At 72.4% G+C, this 16,689-nt stretch carries 16 protein-coding genes; 10 read left to right on the top strand and 6 right to left on the bottom strand.

The genetic code is table 11. From position 1 onward, the window contains the following. The first annotated feature begins 1 nt into the window (after nucleotide 1). The 7 genes from ABD343_RS16065 (at nucleotide 2) to ABD343_RS16035 (ending at nucleotide 8,940) form a co-directional block, all read left to right on the top strand. Entirely contained in the window at nucleotides 2-772 is a 771-nt protein-coding gene (locus ABD343_RS16065) for a cytochrome c biogenesis CcdA family protein (RefSeq protein ID WP_344528441.1), read from the top strand. 3 nt (nucleotides 773-775) lie between these two features. After that, nucleotides 776-2,473: a cytochrome c biogenesis protein ResB gene (gene resB / locus ABD343_RS16060; RefSeq protein WP_344528439.1), complete on the top strand. Its 1,698-nt coding sequence runs from the start codon at nucleotides 776-778 to the stop codon at nucleotides 2,471-2,473. Continuing rightward, a complete protein-coding gene (ccsB, locus tag ABD343_RS16055; RefSeq protein WP_344528438.1) occupies nucleotides 2,470-3,597 on the top strand; it encodes a c-type cytochrome biogenesis protein CcsB in 1,128 nt (375 codons plus the stop codon). Before resB ends, ccsB begins: the two co-directional genes overlap by 4 nt. A 37-nt stretch (nucleotides 3,598-3,634) precedes the next feature. Further along, a complete protein-coding gene (locus ABD343_RS16050) occupies nucleotides 3,635-4,144 on the top strand; it encodes an SRPBCC family protein (protein WP_344528436.1) in 510 nt (169 codons plus the stop codon). A gap of 71 nt (nucleotides 4,145-4,215) precedes the next feature. Beyond that, nucleotides 4,216-5,127, top strand: a complete 912-nt coding sequence (locus ABD343_RS16045) for a hypothetical protein (protein WP_344528434.1) — start codon at nucleotides 4,216-4,218, stop codon at nucleotides 5,125-5,127. 74 nt (nucleotides 5,128-5,201) lie between these two features. Continuing rightward, the gene (locus ABD343_RS16040; RefSeq protein ID WP_344528432.1) at nucleotides 5,202-7,343 is read left to right on the top strand and encodes an ATP-binding protein; all 2,142 of its coding nucleotides are present in this window, start codon (nucleotides 5,202-5,204) and stop codon (nucleotides 7,341-7,343) included. Nucleotides 7,344-7,350: 7 nt separating this feature from the next. Beyond that, on the top strand, nucleotides 7,351-8,940 hold the full coding sequence (locus ABD343_RS16035; protein ID WP_344528430.1) for an ABC transporter substrate-binding protein: 1,590 nt from the start codon (nucleotides 7,351-7,353) through the stop codon (nucleotides 8,938-8,940). 4 nt (nucleotides 8,941-8,944) lie between these two features. Here ABD343_RS16035 and ABD343_RS16030 read toward each other — a convergent pair whose 3' ends face one another. Together ABD343_RS16030 and ABD343_RS16025 are read right to left on the bottom strand one after the other, a co-directional pair. After that, entirely contained in the window at nucleotides 8,945-9,229 is a 285-nt protein-coding gene (locus ABD343_RS16030) for a hypothetical protein (RefSeq protein ID WP_344528428.1), read from the bottom strand. A 67-nt stretch (nucleotides 9,230-9,296) separates the two neighbouring features. Continuing rightward, the gene (locus ABD343_RS16025) at nucleotides 9,297-10,259 is read right to left on the bottom strand and encodes an AraC family transcriptional regulator (protein ID WP_344528426.1); all 963 of its coding nucleotides are present in this window, start codon (nucleotides 10,257-10,259) and stop codon (nucleotides 9,297-9,299) included. Nucleotides 10,260-10,373: 114 nt separating this feature from the next. Between ABD343_RS16025 and ABD343_RS16020 the strand changes: the two genes are divergently transcribed. Further along, nucleotides 10,374-11,231, top strand: coding sequence for an NAD(P)H-binding protein (locus ABD343_RS16020; RefSeq protein WP_344528424.1), 858 nt, complete (start codon nucleotides 10,374-10,376; stop codon nucleotides 11,229-11,231). Here the strand turns inward: ABD343_RS16020 and ABD343_RS16015 are convergent. Then, on the bottom strand, nucleotides 11,223-11,654 hold the full coding sequence (locus ABD343_RS16015; RefSeq protein ID WP_344528422.1) for a PLD nuclease N-terminal domain-containing protein: 432 nt from the start codon (nucleotides 11,652-11,654) through the stop codon (nucleotides 11,223-11,225). The two genes, ABD343_RS16020 and ABD343_RS16015, sit on opposite strands and share 9 nt — an antisense overlap. A gap of 122 nt (nucleotides 11,655-11,776) precedes the next feature. Between ABD343_RS16015 and ABD343_RS16010 the strand changes: the two genes are divergently transcribed. Both ABD343_RS16010 and mqnP read left to right on the top strand, forming a co-directional pair. Then, nucleotides 11,777-13,228, top strand: coding sequence for a menaquinone biosynthesis decarboxylase (locus ABD343_RS16010; RefSeq protein ID WP_344528420.1), 1,452 nt, complete (start codon nucleotides 11,777-11,779; stop codon nucleotides 13,226-13,228). Then, a complete protein-coding gene (gene mqnP / locus ABD343_RS16005; protein WP_344528418.1) occupies nucleotides 13,225-14,145 on the top strand; it encodes a menaquinone biosynthesis prenyltransferase MqnP in 921 nt (306 codons plus the stop codon). The genes ABD343_RS16010 and mqnP overlap by 4 nt, the downstream gene beginning before the upstream one ends. A gap of 103 nt (nucleotides 14,146-14,248) precedes the next feature. Here mqnP and ABD343_RS16000 read toward each other — a convergent pair whose 3' ends face one another. From ABD343_RS16000 to ABD343_RS15990, 3 genes are all read right to left on the bottom strand, one after another. Next, the gene (locus ABD343_RS16000; protein WP_344528416.1) at nucleotides 14,249-14,611 is read right to left on the bottom strand and encodes a hypothetical protein; all 363 of its coding nucleotides are present in this window, start codon (nucleotides 14,609-14,611) and stop codon (nucleotides 14,249-14,251) included. A 158-nt stretch (nucleotides 14,612-14,769) separates the two neighbouring features. After that, nucleotides 14,770-15,378, bottom strand: a complete 609-nt coding sequence (locus ABD343_RS15995) for a rhomboid family intramembrane serine protease (protein ID WP_344528414.1) — start codon at nucleotides 15,376-15,378, stop codon at nucleotides 14,770-14,772. A gap of 102 nt (nucleotides 15,379-15,480) precedes the next feature. Further along, nucleotides 15,481-16,650, bottom strand: coding sequence for a hypothetical protein (locus ABD343_RS15990; protein WP_344528412.1), 1,170 nt, complete (start codon nucleotides 16,648-16,650; stop codon nucleotides 15,481-15,483). Nucleotides 16,651-16,689 lie beyond the last annotated feature (39 nt).

Genomic DNA, 16,689 nt, shown 5'->3' with positions numbered 1-16,689 from the left:
CATGAACGCCCTCGCCGCCACCGGAATGAACGAGACCGTTCTCAACGGCGCTCTCCTCCTGGCCCTCCCCGTCGCCCTCCTCGGCGGCCTCGTCTCCTTCTTCTCGCCCTGCGTCCTCCCGCTGGTCCCCGGCTACCTCTCGTACGTCACGGGCGTCAGCGGGACGGACCTGGCCGAGGCGCGGCGCGGGCGGATGTTCCTCGGGGCCGGGCTCTTCGTGCTCGGCTTCACGGCGGTGTTCGTCTCGACGGGCGCCCTGTTCGGCGGCTTCGGCGCGACGCTCCAGGCGCACAAGACGGGCCTGTCGCAGGTGATGGGCGCGCTGACGATCGTCCTGGGCCTCGCGTTCATGGGGGCGCTCGGGCCGCTGTCGCGCTTCACCTCGCGCGAGTTCCGTATCCACAAGCGGCCCGCCATAGGGCTCGCGGGCGCGCCGATGCTCGGGGTCCTCTTCGGGATCGGCTGGACGCCCTGCATCGGCCCGACCCTCGCCGCCGTGCTCACGCTCTCCTCGAACCAGGCGAGCGCGGAGCGCGGCGCGCTGCTGACGGTGGCGTACTGCCTGGGCCTGGGCGTCCCGTTCGTCCTCGCCGCCGTGGCCTTCCGCCGCGCGCTGGGCGCGTTCGGCTGGGTCAAGCGGCACTACGCGTGGGTGATGCGGATCGGCGGCGGGATGCTCGTCGTGGTCGGCATCCTGCTCATCACAGGCATCTGGGACCGGATCGTCTACGACATCCAGGTCTGGTCGTCCGACTTCACGGTGGGGATCTGATCCATGAGCACGACCGGTACCGAGCCCCCCAAGTCCGAGGAGGCCGCGGAGCGCGAGGCCACCTCGCAGCTCTCCACCGCGCCCTCCGAGGAGCGGCTGAACGTCCCCTCGCTGGGGCCGGTCGGCTGGCTGCGCTGGTTCTGGCGGCAGCTCACCTCGATGCGGGTCGCGCTGATCCTGCTCTTCCTGCTCTCGCTCGGCGCGATCCCCGGCTCCGTCATCCCGCAGACCTCGGTCGACGCGACGAAGGTGGACCGCTTCCGCGAGCAGCACGAGACGCTGGCCCCGCTCTACGACAAGCTCCAGCTCTTCGACGTCTATACGTCGGTCTGGTTCTCGGCGATCTACATCCTGCTGTTCATCTCGCTCGCGGGCTGCATCGTGCCGCGCTCCTGGCAGTTCGTCGGCCAGTTGCGCGCCCGCCCGCCGCGCGCCCCCCGCAGGCTCGACCGGATGCCCGTCTACACGACCTGGCACACGGACGCCGAGCCGGAGAAGGTGCTGGAGGCGGCGCGCGGGGTGCTGGGCCGCAAGCGGTTCCGTACGCACCGTGAGGGCGACGCCGTCGCCTCGGAGAAGGGCTATCTGCGCGAGTTCGGGAACCTGGTCTTCCACATCGCGCTGATCGTGCTGCTGCTGGCCTTCGCCGCCGGGCAGCTCTGGAAGTCGGAGGGCAACAAGCTCATCGTCCAGGGCGACGGGTTCTCCAACACCCTCACCCAGTACGACGACTTCCGCTCCGGCTCGCTCTTCACCGCCGACAGCCTGGACTCGTTCGGCTTCCGGCTGCGCGACTTCCACGCGAAGTACGAGCAGAGCGGCCCCCAGAAGGGCACTGCGCGCGACTACCGTGCCGACATCGCGTACTGGGAGGGCGCGGACGGCAAGGAGAAGAAGACCACGATCAAGGTCAACGAGCCGCTGAGCGTCGGCAGCTCCAAGGTCTACCTCCTGGCCAACGGCTTCGCGCCCGTCGTCACCGTCAAGGACGGCAAGGGCGACGTGGCGTACCGGGGCCCCGTCCCCTTCCTCCAGCAGGACAACAACCAGACGTCCAGCGGCGTGGTGAAGGTCACCGACTACCGCGACGCGAAGGGCCGCAAGGACCAGCTCGGCTTCCAGGGCTTCTTCGTGCCGGACTTCCAACCCGGGTCCGGGACGATGTTCTCGCAGTCCCCGGAGCTGAAGAACCCGGCGCTCATGCTCACCGCGTACCACGGCAACCTGGGCGTGGACGGCGGGCCCGCGCAGAACGTGTACCAGCTCGACACGACGAACATGAAGAAGTTCAAGGACAAGGACGGCGGACCCTTCGCGAAGAAGCTCGTCCCCGGCCAGACGATGACCCTCCCGAAGGGCGCGGGCAGCCTGAAGTTCGAGGGCATCAAGGAGTGGGCCAACTTCCAGGTCTCCCACCAGGTGGGGAACGGCTGGGCCCTGGGCGGTGCGATCGCCGCCATCGCGGGGCTCGCCGGATCGCTCTTCATCCAGCGCCGCCGGGTGTGGGTGCGGTCCTACGAAGGCAAGGACGGCCGTACGGTCGTCGAGATGGCGGGACTCGGCCGCAGCGAGTCCACACGGCTCCCCGAGGAGCTGGGCGATCTCGCCCTCGCACTGCGGGACGACGCCGCGCCCGTCGCCACGGAGCCTGAGCCACAGGCGGACGACGCGCCGGACACACCACGAGGAGAACGCCAGTGAATCTCGCTGCCGCCGGTACCAATGAGCAACTCGCCGAGATCAGCAACGTGCTGATCTACTCGGCGATGGCCGTCTACGTCCTGGCTTTCTGCGCGCACTGCGCGGAGTGGGTCTTCGGCAGCCGCAGCCGCGTGGCCCGTACGGCCGCCGCGCTGACCAAGGAGAAGAGCGGCGAGGACGCCGTACCCGCGCAGGCCGCGCCCGCCGTCAAGGTCAAGACGAAGGCCGAGGGCGGCGGCACGGCCGTGCTGGAGCGGCCCGCGCCCGAGAAGCCGAAGGTCGTCACGCGCTCCTCGGCCGGCGGCCGTGGCGAGCTGCCGGACGGGCCCGGAGCGGCGGGCGAGGACGAGCAGGGCGACACCTACGGGCGCATCGCCGTCTCGCTCACGGTCCTCGCGTTCCTGATCCACGCGGGCAGCGTGCTGACCCGCTCGCTCTCCGTGCAGCGCGCCCCCTGGGGCAACATGTACGAGTTCTCGACGGCCTTCTCGCTGGTCGCCGTCGGCGCGTACCTGGGCTTCCTGCTCGCCAAGAAGAACATCCGCTGGATCGGCCTGCCCCTGGTCACCACCGTCCTGCTGGACCTCGGCCTCGCCGTCACGGTCTTCTACACCGACAGCGACCAGCTCGTCCCCGCGCTGCACTCGTACTGGCTGTGGATCCACGTCTCGCTGGCGATCATCTGCGGCGCGCTGCTCTACATCGGCATGGTCAGCGCCGTGCTCTACCTCTTCCGGGACTCCTACGAGACCAAGCTGCTCAAGGGCGTGAAGCCCGGCCGGGTCGGTACGTCGATCATGGAGCGGCTGCCCTCGGCGGCCTCGCTCGACAAGTTCTCGTACCGGATCAACGCGACGGTCTTCCCCTTCTGGACCTTCACCATCGTCGCGGGCGCGATCTGGGCGGGCGACGCCTGGGGCCGCTACTGGGGCTGGGACCCCAAGGAGGTCTGGTCCTTCATCACCTGGGTCGCCTACGCCTGCTACCTGCACGCGCGCGCCACGGCGGGCTGGAAGGGCCGGAAGGCCGCCTATCTGGTGCTCCTCGCCTTCGCCTGTTATCTGTTCAACTACTACGGTGTGAACATCTTCTTCAACGGCAAGCACTCGTACGCGGGCGTCTGAGGGGGCGGGCCCGTGCGTGCGGGGTGAGGGTGGAGACATGAGCACCGACAGCCCGGTCCCCTACGGCACCGTCCGCACCAGCGGCGAGGCGCACACGATCCGTTTCGAGCTGCGCCTCGCGCACCCCCTGGAGAGCGCCTGGGCCGCCGTCGCCACCCCCGGAGGACTCCGGGGCTGGCTGGCGGCGGCCGACCCGTTCGAGCCCGGCCCCGGCGGCGCGGTCACGCTGCGCTGGCTGAACGGCGGGGTGACGGCGCCCGGGCGCATCACCGCCTGGCAGAAGCGCCGCCTCGCCGAGTACGCGGTGGACGTCCACGGCGTCTTCGGCTTCGCCCTCCGGCCCGTGGACGACGGCGCGGGCACGCGGCTGAGCCTCAGCAACGACTTCACCGGGGACGGCGAGGCCACCCTCGACCAGCTCGCCGGGTGGCACCACCACCTGGAGCTGCTCTGCGAGGAGCTGGAGGGGCACCCCACGGACTGGACGTCCTGGACCCCCGACCGGTTCGCCGCGCTGCGCGGCGCGTATGCCGGTGCGGGGCACTGAGGTGCGCTGAGGGGCACTGATCCCGAACATTCCCTTGGGTAAAGGTAGTTGCTTCGGTAATCTTCTGGCCCATGGACTTCGACCGGTACGCCCCACGGTTTCTGCTGTGGGTGGCGGACCGGTCCGAGGGTGTGCCCGCCTCACCGGTGGACTGCGCCGAGTTCCGGACCTGGCAGCAGATGGACCCCGCGGCGCTGCGCGCCCTGGTCGACCATCTCTCCGAGCTGGGCTTCCTCAGCACGTACGAGGGCCTGGGCGGCGGTGAGGGCGGGCCCGGAGACCCGCACGTCCGGCTCGAACCCCCGGGCGTCGAGCAGGCGCGCAGGCTGCGCAGACGGCGCGAGGACGAGACCGAGCGCGCCCGGTACGCGCAGGACGCCGTCCTGGAGTGGCTCCGGGTGCACCGGGGCCAGCCCCCGTACCCGCTGAGCGGGTTCTACGACTCGCCGCAGGTCTTCTTCCTGGGCACGGCCCTGACGCTGGACGAGGTCGAGGAGGCCGTCGGGTACCTCGCAGGGGTCGGCCTGGTCGAGCGGAGCGACGAGGGCGCCGGGATCACGCTCACCGATGACGGGCGGGACTTCGTGTGGAGCGGGTCCCGGCTCGACGAGTACGTGCGCGAATGGCGCGAACGCGAGCACGCCCCGGCCCAGACGGTCGTCCAGGTCACCTACTCCGTCCAGATGGGCCCGGCCGAGCTGGGCCTGCTGGTCCAGCGGCTCGCCCCCGACCTGGAGCTGGACGGCGACTCGCTCGCCGAACTGCTCCGGCTCAGCGGCGAGCTGGCCCACCAGGGCGATCCGGGCGTGACCGGGCCCGGCGGACCCGTTCCCGTCGACCCGAACGGCACGCCCCTTCCCGTACGGCAGCGCGGCGTGCTGGGGAGGGTGCGGGAACTGGTGTCGTCCGCTTCGGGCGGGGCGGTGAAGACGCTGCTGGAGGACGTGGTCGCGCAGGCCGTGACCAGGGGGCTGGGCATGTAGGACCGCCGGGCGCGAGGGGCGGCGGTTTCGAGGCGGCGAGGGGGAGAAGGGTGGGCCCGACGGGTGCGTCAGGAGTGACGGGAGCGACAGGTCAACCGGGAGAGCCCGCTCTGTACGGGCGCGCCCCCCTGCTGGGCGGACTGCTGCCCCGCCTCACCGGGCTCGACACCGGGCCCAAGCCCCGGCTGGTCCGCCACGAGCATCCCGAGGACCACCCGGCGGTGCTGCTCACCGGAGGGCACGGCGCGGGCAAGACCGCCGTCCTCGACGCCGTACGGGACGCGTACGCGGGCGCGTTACCCCTGGCCCGGGTCGATCTCGCCGCGCTCGCCCCCTTCGCCGCGCAGTGGCCCGAGCTGGACCCGGCGTCCGACCCGTACGCCTCCCTGTCCAACACCTCGGGCGTCGTGGAGGTGCTGGAGCGGCTCGCCGTCGCGCTCGCCGCGCCGGTGCCGGGCTACCGCCGCGTCCGGTTCCCCCGGCTGTTGCCCGGCCTGTTCGCCGTCTCCAGTTGGCGGCGCGGGCACGGGGAGCAGCGGGCCCTGGCCGCCGCCCGGTTCGCCCGGCTGCTGCCCCTCGCGGACGGCGGGGAGGCGGAGAGCGGCGAGGAGTGGGCCGACCGCATCAGCGCCCGGCTGGCGGGCGCCGCGGCAGAGGCGGACGTCGAGCCCGTCGCTGCCGAGGTCGTCCGCGAGTACGCCGCACGGCACACCGGCGGCAAGGAGCGCGGCACCGTCCACGACTGGTACGCGGCCCGCGCCCCCGGGCAGCCCCAGGCCGATCCCCTGGTGCGCCTCTGCCTCGACTTCCACCAGGGCGGCGACCTCCAGTCGCCCGTCGAACAGACCCTGGTCACCGCGCTCCTCGACGACCTCACGGACGCCTGGTCGGGCTGGTGGATGCGGGTCAACCGCAAGCCCCGCCCCCTAGCCCTGCTCGACGACGCCCATACGGCCGCGGGCCGCGCCTTCCTCGACCGTGTGCTCGAACACCGCACGGAGGGCGCCCGGGACCCCCTCGTCGTCCTCGCCACCCATCTGGGCGGCGCCGGGGAGGCGTACCCGGACGCGGCCCGTGCGGAGCTGGCCGAGCTGGCCCACGGCAGCGGCTGGGACCGGCACGCGCACGACCACCTGGACCGGCCGTCGGCGGGGGCGCTGCGGGTCGCGCTGCCGCCGCTGTCGCCCGCCGACGTACGGGCCATGCTCCAGCGCACCCCCAAGCCGGTCCACGCCCGCCTGCAGACCGTCCTCTACCGGCTCACCGGCGGCCACCCGCAGGGCAGCGCGCTGCTGTGCGACGCGGTGGTCAGCGCCTCCGCCTCGCGCGACGTACGGCCCGGCGAACTCCTCGACCTGGAGACCGAGGACGGCACGCCCGCCGGGGACCTGCTCGTCCAGCGGCTCGTGCCCGAACTGCCGCTGCGCCACCACCTGATGGTGCTCTCCCTCGCGCGCGACCGGGAGGCGGCCGAGGCGCTCGCCACCGGCGCGCTGCTCGCCGAGGAGTCCGGCCCCGCCGGGGAGAGCGGCGCCGACGCGGAGCGCGCCCGGGTCGCCGAGGCCGCCCGCCACCTGGAGCGCGAGCGGTGGACGCCGGAGGCGGACGACCCGCACGGCGCGGCGCCCTCGTTCGTGGCGCACCCCTTCCTGCACGCGCTCCTCGTCCACGAGGTGCGCCGGGGCTCGCCCCAGGCCGAGCCCGGGCGCCGCTGGGACGACCTGCACGCCCTGCTGCACCGCCACCACCTGGAGCGCGGCGGCGAGGGCGATCCGGACGCGCTGCGCCACCGGCTCGCCCGCGGCGACGCCTGGGGCGTCGTCGAACGCCTCGTGCCCGCCTTCACCGGGCAGGACGACGCGCGCGCCTGGCTCGCCCTGCTGCGGCACCTCGCGAGCGCCCCGCACCCTCCCGCACCGCCGTACGGGGAGTGGCGGGACGAGCGCGTGGAGACGGCGCGCGGCGCCCTCGACCACCGGCACCAGGGCGCGGACGGCGTGCACCGCTCCGTCAACCGGCTGCTGCACGCCCTGTGGTATCTGGACGACCCCGTGCGGGAGCCGCGCGACGAGCTGTGCGTCGCCCTCCACAAGGAGCTGGCGTTCCTGGCGCCCCGGCACTCCACGGGCTTCACCGTGCTGGACGCGGCCGCCGGTGCGTGGGCCGCCGCCGCGCGGGACAGCCGACGCCCCTACCCCGTCGAAGGATTGGACTGACCGGACCGTGCTGAGTTCCGTGATCGATCTCGCGCGCAGACCGTTCCGCCGCCCCTGGGGTCCCGGCGAGAAGGCGCTCGCCGTGCTGCTCGTCCTCGCTGTCGCCGCCGGGGTGACCGTCCTCGTCACGGTCCCCGACTGGGGCGGCGAGGACGACTGCCCGCGCGGCGTGCAGCGGGTCGAGGGCCAGTGCATGGCCGTCGCGGACGGCGACTTCGCGTACGACGAGGGGCTGCGCGGCCTGATCGAGGGGGTGGCCGAGGAGAACGCGGAGGCGTCCGGGGGGACGTACCGGAGCGTCGCGCTCACCATGCCGTTCACCTCGGACGCGACGAGCGCCATGTCGCCCGGGCTGATCGAGCACGGTCTCGCCGGCGCCCTCGCAGCCCAGCGCGCCGCCAACGACAGGCCGGGGCCCAAGCTGCGGCTGCTCCTCGCCGACATCGGCGAGGACATGAAGGAGTGGCGGCCCGTCGTGGACCGGCTGGACGCGCTGCCGGACAGCGAGACGCTGATCGCGGCCGTGGGGCTGCCGAGCAGCACCAGCGAGTCGAAGCAGGCCATCAAGGCCCTGGAGAAGCGCGAGATCCCGTCCGTCGGGCCGGTGATCACCTCCTCGGACATGAACGCGGGCCGCTTCTTCTTCAAGACCTCGCCGTCCAACGCCCACTTCACGGCGGCCCTCGGGCGCTACCTGGACCGCCGCGAGGACGCGAAGACGGGGTTCCTGGTGCTCGACGAGCGTGCCGAGGACACGTACTCGCGCGACCTGGAACGGCACGTCCTGAAGGCGTTCGGCAAGGAGTTCGACCTGCGGCGCAACTCCGCCTCCTTCGTCGGCACCCGCGGCGACGAGGCGGGCACCCCGAACCTCTTCCGGATCCCCGTCCTCAACCTGTGCGCCGCCAAGGCCGACACCGTCTTCTACGCCGGGCGCGACGAGGACCTCCCCGCCCTGGTCGAGCGCCTCGCGTCCTCGCCGAACTGCGGCTACCGCAAGCCGTTGCGGCTGGTGAAGGTCGGCATCGGGCTGCCGCCCGAGCTGACCGGCAAGGACATCACCGCGCGCATGCGCGCCGCCGGGATCCGCCTCGTCCAGGCGGCCTCCGTGGACCCCGCCTGGGCGCGGGGCACGGGCGAACGACCCAGCGGCTACGCGGCGTTCGCCAAGGCGTACGAGGCCGTCACGGAGGGCCAGGACCTCGGCAGCAAGCCCCTCGACGACGGCTACGCGGTCATGTACTACGACGCGCTCACCGCCGTCAGCGAGGCCTCGGGGCTCGCCTACGAGGACACGCCGAAGTCGAAGGCGGGCGGCGAGTCCAAGTCCCCCGAGCGCGTCCGCAAGGACGTCCACAACAAGCTGCTGAACCTCAACCCCGACCGGCGGGGCGACGCCGAGGGCTGCAACCCGTGTGTCGAGGGAGCGGGCGGCACGTACGGCTTCAATCCCCGCGCCAGCGCCGGTCTCTGGCCGGTCTGCAAGGGCGTCCACGTCCTGGAGTACCCGGCCCCGAAGGGCGGCGCGACCCGCGAGAAGTCCCCGTACCGCACCTACGGCGGCTCGTTCTCGGGGGTGTGCCCGAAGGGGCTGTGAGGGATCAGGGGAGGGAGCCGCCGGTGGTCCCGCCGGTGGTGAGGCCGCCGTCGGTGGCCCCGTCGCCGATCCCGGCGTCCTCGCCGATCCCGCCGCTGCCGCCCGGGGGCTCGTCCTCGCACGAGTGCGCGACCGGACCGGTCGTCCGGCACTCGTCCGAGGAGGAGTTGTCCGTATCCAGCCAGAGCAGCAGGCCCCAGGTCGCGGCGATGATGCCCAGCGCCAGGGCAATGCCCCGGGCGGGGCCGAGCACCCGCCGTCGGCCGCCCCCGATGTTCACGTGCGCCATGGAGTCCCCCGATCCTCCCGGTACTCCGGGTGAGGACGGGCCGCGCGCCGCGCGCGGTTCCCGGCCGTCACACCGCGCGCGCCAGCGCGCGGTGCTCGGTGGGGCGGATGCCCATCGTCCGCTTGAAGGCGACGCTCAGCGCGTACGACGTCGAGTAGCCGACGCGGCGGGCGACCGCGTCGACCGTGTCGGTGGTCGTGGCGAGGAGGTCGGCGGCCTGGCAGATGCGCCACTCGGTCAGGTACGCCATGGGCGGCTGGCCGACGAGTTCGGTGAAGCGCTGCGCGAAGCGGGCGCGGGAGGTGCCGGTCTCGGCCGCGAGGGACGCGACGGTCCACGGGCGGGCCGGGTCCTCGTGGACGAGCCGGAGCGCCGTCCCGACGACGGGGTCGCTGTGCGCGCGGTACCAGGCGGGGGCGTGCGCCCCGGGGCTGTCGAACCACTCGCGCAGGACGGAGACGAGCAGCAGGTCCAGCAGCCGGTCCAGGACGACCTGGCCGCCGGGGGAGTTCCGCCCCAGCTCGTCCACGATCATGTCGAGCGGAGGGCAGCCCTCCGGCGTCGCGGGGCAGTGGACGAGGGGCGGGAGCGCGGTCAGCACGCGCTGCGAGACGCTGCCGTGCACCCGGTACGTCCCTTTGAGCGCGACCGCGGCGCCGCCGGAGACGCCGCCGGGGACGGGGCCGCGCCCGGGAGTGCACCAGGGCAGCTCGTCGTCGAGGATGAGGCGCCCGTCGGGCGTGGTGCACCGGTCGTCCGCGTGGACGACCGCCATCGGCGCCGTGCCGGGGCGGTCCGCGACCGTGTACGGCGCGGGGCCGACGACGAGCGCCACGTCGAACGGGCGCAGCGCGACCGGAGCCCCGCCGTCCGGCGTCACCCACGCCTCCTCGCCGCTCAGCAGCGTCAGCAGGGTCAGCGGCTCCCCCTCCTCGAACCTCAGCGACCACGGGGACCGCATCACCGTCTGGTCGAAGAGGGCACCCCGGGGCCGGACGTCGTGCAGCAGGCTCGACAGCGCGTCATCCATGCCGGAAGCCTAGGCCGTACGGGCGGCACGGAGCCCGCGAGGGTGAGACGCGCGGACATCGGAATGAGACCGGCAGCCATCGTCCGTCCACTCCTTCCCGCGTTGACTGGCCGTATGACGATCTCGACCACTTCACCGATCCTCGTTCTGGGCGGCACCGGCAAGACCGGCCGCCACGTCGCCTCCCTGCTGGCGGAGCGCGGCTTCACCCCGCGCGTGGCCGCGCGCTCCGCGGAGGTCCGCTTCGACTGGACGGACCGCTCGACCTGGGAGCCCGCGCTGGAGGGCGTACGCGCCGTCTATCTCGTCGACTCGCAGACCGCCGAGGCGGCGGAGGAGCTGCGCGCGTTCTCCCGGCTCGCCGTCGCGCGCGGCGCCGAGCGGCTCGTGCTGCTCGCCTCGCGCGCCTACGCGGAGCTGGACGCGCTCGGCGCCCCCGGCGACCTGCTGGGGCCCGAGCGGGCCGTGACGGAGGCCGGCGCGGAGTGGACGGTGCTGCGCCCGACCTGGTTCTCGCAGAACTTCGGCGAGTTCCCGCCCGTCTCCGACGGCGTGGACAAGGGCGAGCTGCGGCTGCCCGTGGGCGAGGGGCGGGAGTCCTTCGTCGACGTACGGGACATCGCCGAGGTCGCCGTGGCCGCGCTCACCGGGGAGGGGCACGCGGGGGAGACCTACGAGCTGTCCGGTCCCCGCGCCCTGACCTGGGGCGAGGCCGTCGAGGAGCTGTCCCGCGCGACGGGCCGTACGGTGCGGCTCACCCCGGTCGGCGATCAGGAGTACCGCGCGGAACTCACCGCGCAGGGGCTCCCGGACGACGTGGTGGAGCTGTTCTCCGTGATCTTCGGCCACATCCGCGAGGGCCGCTCCGACGCGCTCTCCGACGGGGTCCGGCGCGCGCTGGGCCGGGAGCCCAGGGACTTCACCGCGTACGTCACCGAGGAGTACGCGAAGGGGGCGGCCCGCTCAGCGTGACGGGGAGGGCGGGTCCTCGGGGCCGCCGTTGTCGTTGCGCTGGCGCAGCTCGTCCTCGGCGGCGGGGTCCGGCTTCGGGCCCGGCTCCGGGTCCGGGTCCGGCTCGGGCGCGGTCTCGGACCGAGGGCCCGGCTCCGGGGGCCGCTTGTCGTCCTTGAGCGACTTGAGGAACTCGGGGTTGTCGTCGGGTGCCACCCACGTCCGCTCCTGGGGGCGGGTGGCCCCGTACGGCGCGTTGCGCCGGGGGCGGCCCACGAAGAACCAGGCGACCGGGCCGAGGAGGACCTGCCCGAAGAGGAGGATGATGATCACCCACACGACCTTCGGGAGCTTTCTGACCTCCTTCTCCGGCGTGTTGAGGCAGTCGATGAACGCGTAGATCCACACCGCCAGGATCAGAAGGAACGGCAGATACCTGAGCATGCGGACGCTCCCGGGTGGAGGATGACGACAAGCCCCAGCGTAATGGCCCGGACGGCACTTCCGGGCCGGGGCCCCGGCGCCCCGCTGCCGGGCCGGTGAGGCCATGGCCGATACTGGGGCGTATGGCATACGACGATCTCCGTTCGTTCCTGCGGGCCCTGGAGCGCGACCGCGACCTCAAGCGGATCAAGGCCGAAGTCGACCCGTACCTCGAAGTCGGGGAGATCGTCGACAGGGTGAACAAGGCGGGCGGTCCCGCGCTGCTCTTCGAGAACGTCAAGGGCTCGGACATGCCCCTGGCCATGAACGTCTTCGGGACCGACCGCCGCCTCCTCAAGGCCCTCGGCCTGACCTCGTACGAGGAGATCAGCGAGAAGATCGGCGGCCTCCTCAAGCCCGAGCTGCCGCAGGGCTTCGTCGGCTTCCGCGAGGCCTTCGGCAAGCTCGGCTCGATGGCCCACGTGCCGCCGAAGAAGGTCAAGGAGGCGCCGGTCCAGGAGGTCGTGCTCCAGGGCGACGAGGTCGATCTCGACCGCCTCCCCGCGCTGTTCACCTGGCCCGAGGACGGCGGCTCGTTCTTCAACTTCGGGCTCACGCACACGAAGGACCCCGACACCGGCGTCCGCAACCTCGGCCTCTACCGCCTCCAGCGGCACGACCGCCGCACCATCGGCATGCACTGGCAGATCCACAAGGACAGCCGGAACCACTACCAGGTCGCCGCGCGGCGCGGCGAGAAGCTGCCGGTCGCCATCGCCTTCGGCTGCTCGCCCGCCGTGACCTACGCGGCGACCGCGCCGCTGCCCGCCGACATCGACGAGTACCTCCTCGCGGGCTTCATCCAGGGCAAGCGTGTCGAGATGGTCGACTGCAAGACCGTGCCGCTCCAGGTCCCCGCCTCCGCCGAGGTGGTGCTGGAGGGCTGGCTGGAGCCGGGCGAGATGCGCCCGGAGGGTCCGTTCGGCGACCACACGGGCTTCTACACGCCGCGGGAGGACTTCCCCGCGCTGCGCATCGACTGCGTGACGACGCGCAAGCGGCCCCTCCTGCATTCGATCGTCACCGCGCGCCCGCCGCAGGAGGACGGCCCGCTGGGCCGGGCCACACAGCGCTTCTTCCTTCCCCTGCTCAAGATCATCGTGCCGGACATCGTGGACTACCATCTGCCCGAGGCGGGCGGCTTCCACAACTGCGCGATCGTCGCCATCGACAAGCGCTACCCCAAGCACGCGCAGAAGGTGATGCACGCGATCTGGGGCGCGCACATGATGTCGCTGACCAAGCTGATCGTGGTCGTCGACAAGGACTGCGACGTGCACGACCTGGACGAGGTCGCCTGGCGGGCCCTGGGGAACGTCGACTACTCCCGCGACCTGACGGTCGTCGAGGGCCCGGTGGATCATCTGGACCACTCCTCCTACCAGCAGTTCTGGGGCGGCAAGGCGGGCATCGACGCCACCCGCAAGCTGCCCGAGGAGGGTTACACGCGGGACGGCGGCTGGCCGGAGATGATCACGTCGGACCCGGAGGTCGCGGAGAAAGTGACCCGACGGTGGAGGGAGTACGGGCTGTGAGCGCTGCAGAAGGGGTCATCGGGCCCGATCCGGGCGCCTCCGAGGCCGGGAAGGTGCGGGCCTTCCTGCGGCTCGTCGTCATCGAGCACTCCGTCTTCGCGCTGCCCTTCGCGTACACGGCGACGCTCACCGCGATGTTCCGGGACTCCCGCAGCGTGCACTGGTGGCAGCTCTTCCTGGTGACCGTCGCGATGGTCGGCATGCGGACCTTCGCCATGGCCGCCAACCGGATCATCGACCGCGAGATCGACGCCCGTAACCCGCGCACGGCCTCGCGCGAGCTGGTGACCGGCGCCGTGTCCGTACGGACCGCGTGGACCGGAGCCGTCGTCGCGCTGGTGATCTTCCTCGGGGCCGCGGCGCTGCTCAACCCGCTGTGCCTGGCGCTCGCGCCGCTCGCGGTGATCCCGATGGTGGTCTATCCGTACGGCAAGCGGTTCACCCACTTCCCGCACGCGATCCTGGGCCTGGCCCAGGCCATCGGGCCGATCGGCGCGTGGATCGCGGTCACCGGCGCCTGGTCCTGGGACGCGGTCGTGCTGGGCCTGGCCGTGGGCGTCTGGATCGGCGGCTTCGACCTGATCTACGCCTGCCAGGACGTGGCCGCCGACCGCGCCAACGGCGTGAAGTCCACGCCCGCGCGCTTCGGCACGGCCAACGCGATCCGCGCCACGCGCGTCGCCCACCTGGTCACGGTCGCGTTGCTGGTCCTCTTCGGCGTGACGACGCACGCCGGGGTCCTCTACTGGTTCGGCCTCGTGGTCGTCGCCGTCGCGTTCGTCTACGAGCACACGATCGTCAGGCCGCACGACCTCAGCCGCCTCAACCGGGCCTTTTTCCAGGTCAACAGCTTCATCGGCATCGCGTTCTTCCTCTGCGCGCTGCTGGACCTGACGGTACGGGGCCTGGGCGTCTGACCGGCTGGGCGTCTGACCTTCCCCCCTTCCCGCGCGGAACGCGCACGTGCCGAGGGCCCCGGATCGCTCCGGGGCCCTCGGCACGTGCGCGGTCACGCCCTGGTCAGTCGCCCGGGAGGTCGTTCCAGAACGCGCTGGCGGGCAGCCAGCCCTTCTTGCCGAGCCAGTTGGCCTTGCCGTAGTACCAGGTGTTGCCGTGCTTGTTCTTCGTCTTGCAGTAGGCGTAGAAGGGACCGCCCTGACCGACCTGGCCCTTGTTCTTGTACGCGACGCCGGGGCCGTTCTGGAGCATCGTCCGGCGGTCGATCATGGACGTGGTGCGCCACTGCTCGTTCTTGATGTTCTTGGTGCAGGCTGTCGAGCCGACGGCGGTGGCGCTGGGGGCGGTCAGCACGGTGCCGCCCAGGGCGACGGCTGCGGCTGCGGCTCCGGTGAGGAGCACGGTACGGAAGCGAGTGAGGCGCATGGATTCCCCGTGGGACGAGTGGACAGAGCGGCCCACCGGACGCGGGCGGCAAGGGGGGACGCCGCGCCGGTGAGGGACGCCCAGCCTGCTCGACCGCGGAACGGCCGATCAAGAGCCGTCTTCTTATGCCGCGATCGGCACGGGTGATCGATGGGGCCTCAGTGCCAGGCCGGTTTCTCCGTGGAGCCCGCCGCGCGGCGGTTCTCCGCGGTGACGTACGCCGCGAGGACGCCGCCTATCAGGCCGAAGAGGTGGCCCTGCCAGGAGATGCCGCCGTCACTGGGGAGGACGCCCCAGAGAATCGATCCGTAGAAGACCGCGACCACGGCGCCCAGGGCCACGTCGGTGATGCGGCGGTCGACGAAGCCGCGGACCAGGAGATAGCCGAAGAGGCCGAAGATCAGGCCCGAGGCGCCCGCCGTGTTGCTGTGCTCCGGGGCGATCAGCCAGACCCCGAGGCCGCTGGTGACGATGATGATCAGGGCCACCGAGAGGAATCTCGCCGTGCCGCGCAGGGCGGCGAGGAAGCCGAGGATCAGCAGCGGCAGCGTGTTCGCCACCAGGTGGTCGAAGCCGAAGTGCATGAAGGACGCCGGGATCACATCGACCAGCTCGCTCACGCGCCTCGGCTCGATGCCGAACGTGTCCAGCGCGTTCCCCGAGAGCTGGTCGACCGCTTCCAGCACCCACAGCAGGGCGACCCACCCCACTATCAGCTTGCCCGCGGCCATGGTGCTGGCGGTCCGCGCGCCCGACTCGTTCGCCATGTCGCCTCCCCTCGGAGAGAGCGGTGCCCGTCCGTACGTACAACGACACGTGCGGTGCGGACAGTTCCCCGTTCATGTGACCAAAAGGTCAGCGGTCAACAGTCAGTAATCCCTCGTGCCCAGCGCGCCGTACATCATCGCGGCCAGCAGGTCCTGCGGCTTCAGCTCCCGCGCGCCGTCGGGGGCCTCGACCGAGACCGCGTCGCCCCCGCCGAAGTCCATCCGCAGGGGCAGCTTCACGTCCTTCGCGTCCTTGCCGCCGAGGAACTGGCCCAGGTCGGCCGTGAGGCCCGTGAGCTGTCCGCGGCGGATCTCCAGGTCGGCCTCGACGGTCCTGTCGGGGACGCCCGCGGGGTCGAGTCGGGCGCCGAGCGCCTCCAGCGCGTCCGACAGGCCGGAGGCGGCCTGGCGCGCGGGCATCGAGACGGTGATGTGCTCGGCGCCGCCGCGCTCGCCCGCCTTCTTGAACGAGGCGTGGCGGCCGAGGGTCTTCTCCAGGCCGTCGAGGAACTCGCGCTCCGACTGGCCGTTGAGCGCGCGGCCCGCCGCCGTCGCGCGGCTGACGCGCTCGCTGGTCTCCTGGGTCTCGCGGGCCTCGCGCGTCCCCGCGTCGTCGTGCGTACGCGCGCGGGCGCGGTCCGGGGTGGGGCCGCCCTCGGAGATCTCGCGCGAGGCCCGCGCGAAGTCGTCGAACGACTCGGGGTCGGCCTCGACCCACTTGCCCTTGAGCGCGTCCTTCGCGGAGCCCAGCGTCCTGGGCAGCTCGTCCGCCAGCTCCACCACGCGGCGGGCGCGGGCCCGGTCGTGCTCCGAGCCGCCGAGCTGGGCGACCAGCGACGGCAGATTCACCCGGAGATAGAGCTTCTCCTCGACGGACTTGGCGGCCAGCACGTCCTTCCCGCCGAAATTCACCGCGGCGGCCAGGCGCAGCCGCTCGGACCGGCTCAGCTCGCGCAGCGGGGTCTCCTCTTTGTCCGAGCCGACCGCGAAGGTCAGCTCGCCGCGGGTGAGCAGCTTCGCCGCGCGCCGGGTCGCCGTCTCGTCCCGGGCGCCGGAGGCGCGGAGGAACTTCTCCGCGTCCCCCGCCGTGCCGTCCACGGAGACCATGACCGAGGCGGACGGCTGCTCGCCGAGCTTCTCGAAGGCGTGCTTGACCTTCAGCCCGGTGGTGATCTTCTCGGTGACCGAGCAGCCCACGGTCGCGGTCGCGAGCAGGGCGGCGAGTCCGGTGGCCGTCGCCACGAAACGCAGGGGTCGGCGGGTAACGCGCATCCCTTGAGGGTACGTGGGCCGCGCCCGTCGCCCCCGGGG

The organism is Streptomyces albiaxialis, from assembly GCF_039530985.1.
Lineage (GTDB): Bacteria > Actinomycetota > Actinomycetes > Streptomycetales > Streptomycetaceae > Streptomyces > Streptomyces albiaxialis.
Note: the sequence above shows the minus strand (reverse complement) of the source record. Positions and strands in the feature narration are given on the sequence as shown.

Coding starts and splice junctions, on each gene's coding strand:
- ABD343_RS16065 (WP_344528441.1), top strand. CDS start 2: ATGAACGCCCTCGCCGCCACCGGAATGAACGAGACCGTTCTCAACGGC.
- resB (WP_344528439.1), top strand. CDS start 776: ATGAGCACGACCGGTACCGAGCCCCCCAAGTCCGAGGAGGCCGCGGAG.
- ABD343_RS16050 (WP_344528436.1), top strand. CDS start 3,635: ATGAGCACCGACAGCCCGGTCCCCTACGGCACCGTCCGCACCAGCGGC.
- ABD343_RS16045 (WP_344528434.1), top strand. CDS start 4,216: ATGGACTTCGACCGGTACGCCCCACGGTTTCTGCTGTGGGTGGCGGAC.
- ABD343_RS16030 (WP_344528428.1), bottom strand. CDS start 9,229: ATGGCGCACGTGAACATCGGGGGCGGCCGACGGCGGGTGCTCGGCCCC.
- ABD343_RS16025 (WP_344528426.1), bottom strand. CDS start 10,259: ATGGATGACGCGCTGTCGAGCCTGCTGCACGACGTCCGGCCCCGGGGT.
- ABD343_RS16020 (WP_344528424.1), top strand. CDS start 10,374: ATGACGATCTCGACCACTTCACCGATCCTCGTTCTGGGCGGCACCGGC.
- ABD343_RS16015 (WP_344528422.1), bottom strand. CDS start 11,654: ATGCTCAGGTATCTGCCGTTCCTTCTGATCCTGGCGGTGTGGATCTAC.
- ABD343_RS16010 (WP_344528420.1), top strand. CDS start 11,777: ATGGCATACGACGATCTCCGTTCGTTCCTGCGGGCCCTGGAGCGCGAC.
- ABD343_RS16000 (WP_344528416.1), bottom strand. CDS start 14,611: ATGCGCCTCACTCGCTTCCGTACCGTGCTCCTCACCGGAGCCGCAGCC.
- ABD343_RS15995 (WP_344528414.1), bottom strand. CDS start 15,378: ATGGCGAACGAGTCGGGCGCGCGGACCGCCAGCACCATGGCCGCGGGC.
- ABD343_RS15990 (WP_344528412.1), bottom strand. CDS start 16,650: ATGCGCGTTACCCGCCGACCCCTGCGTTTCGTGGCGACGGCCACCGGA.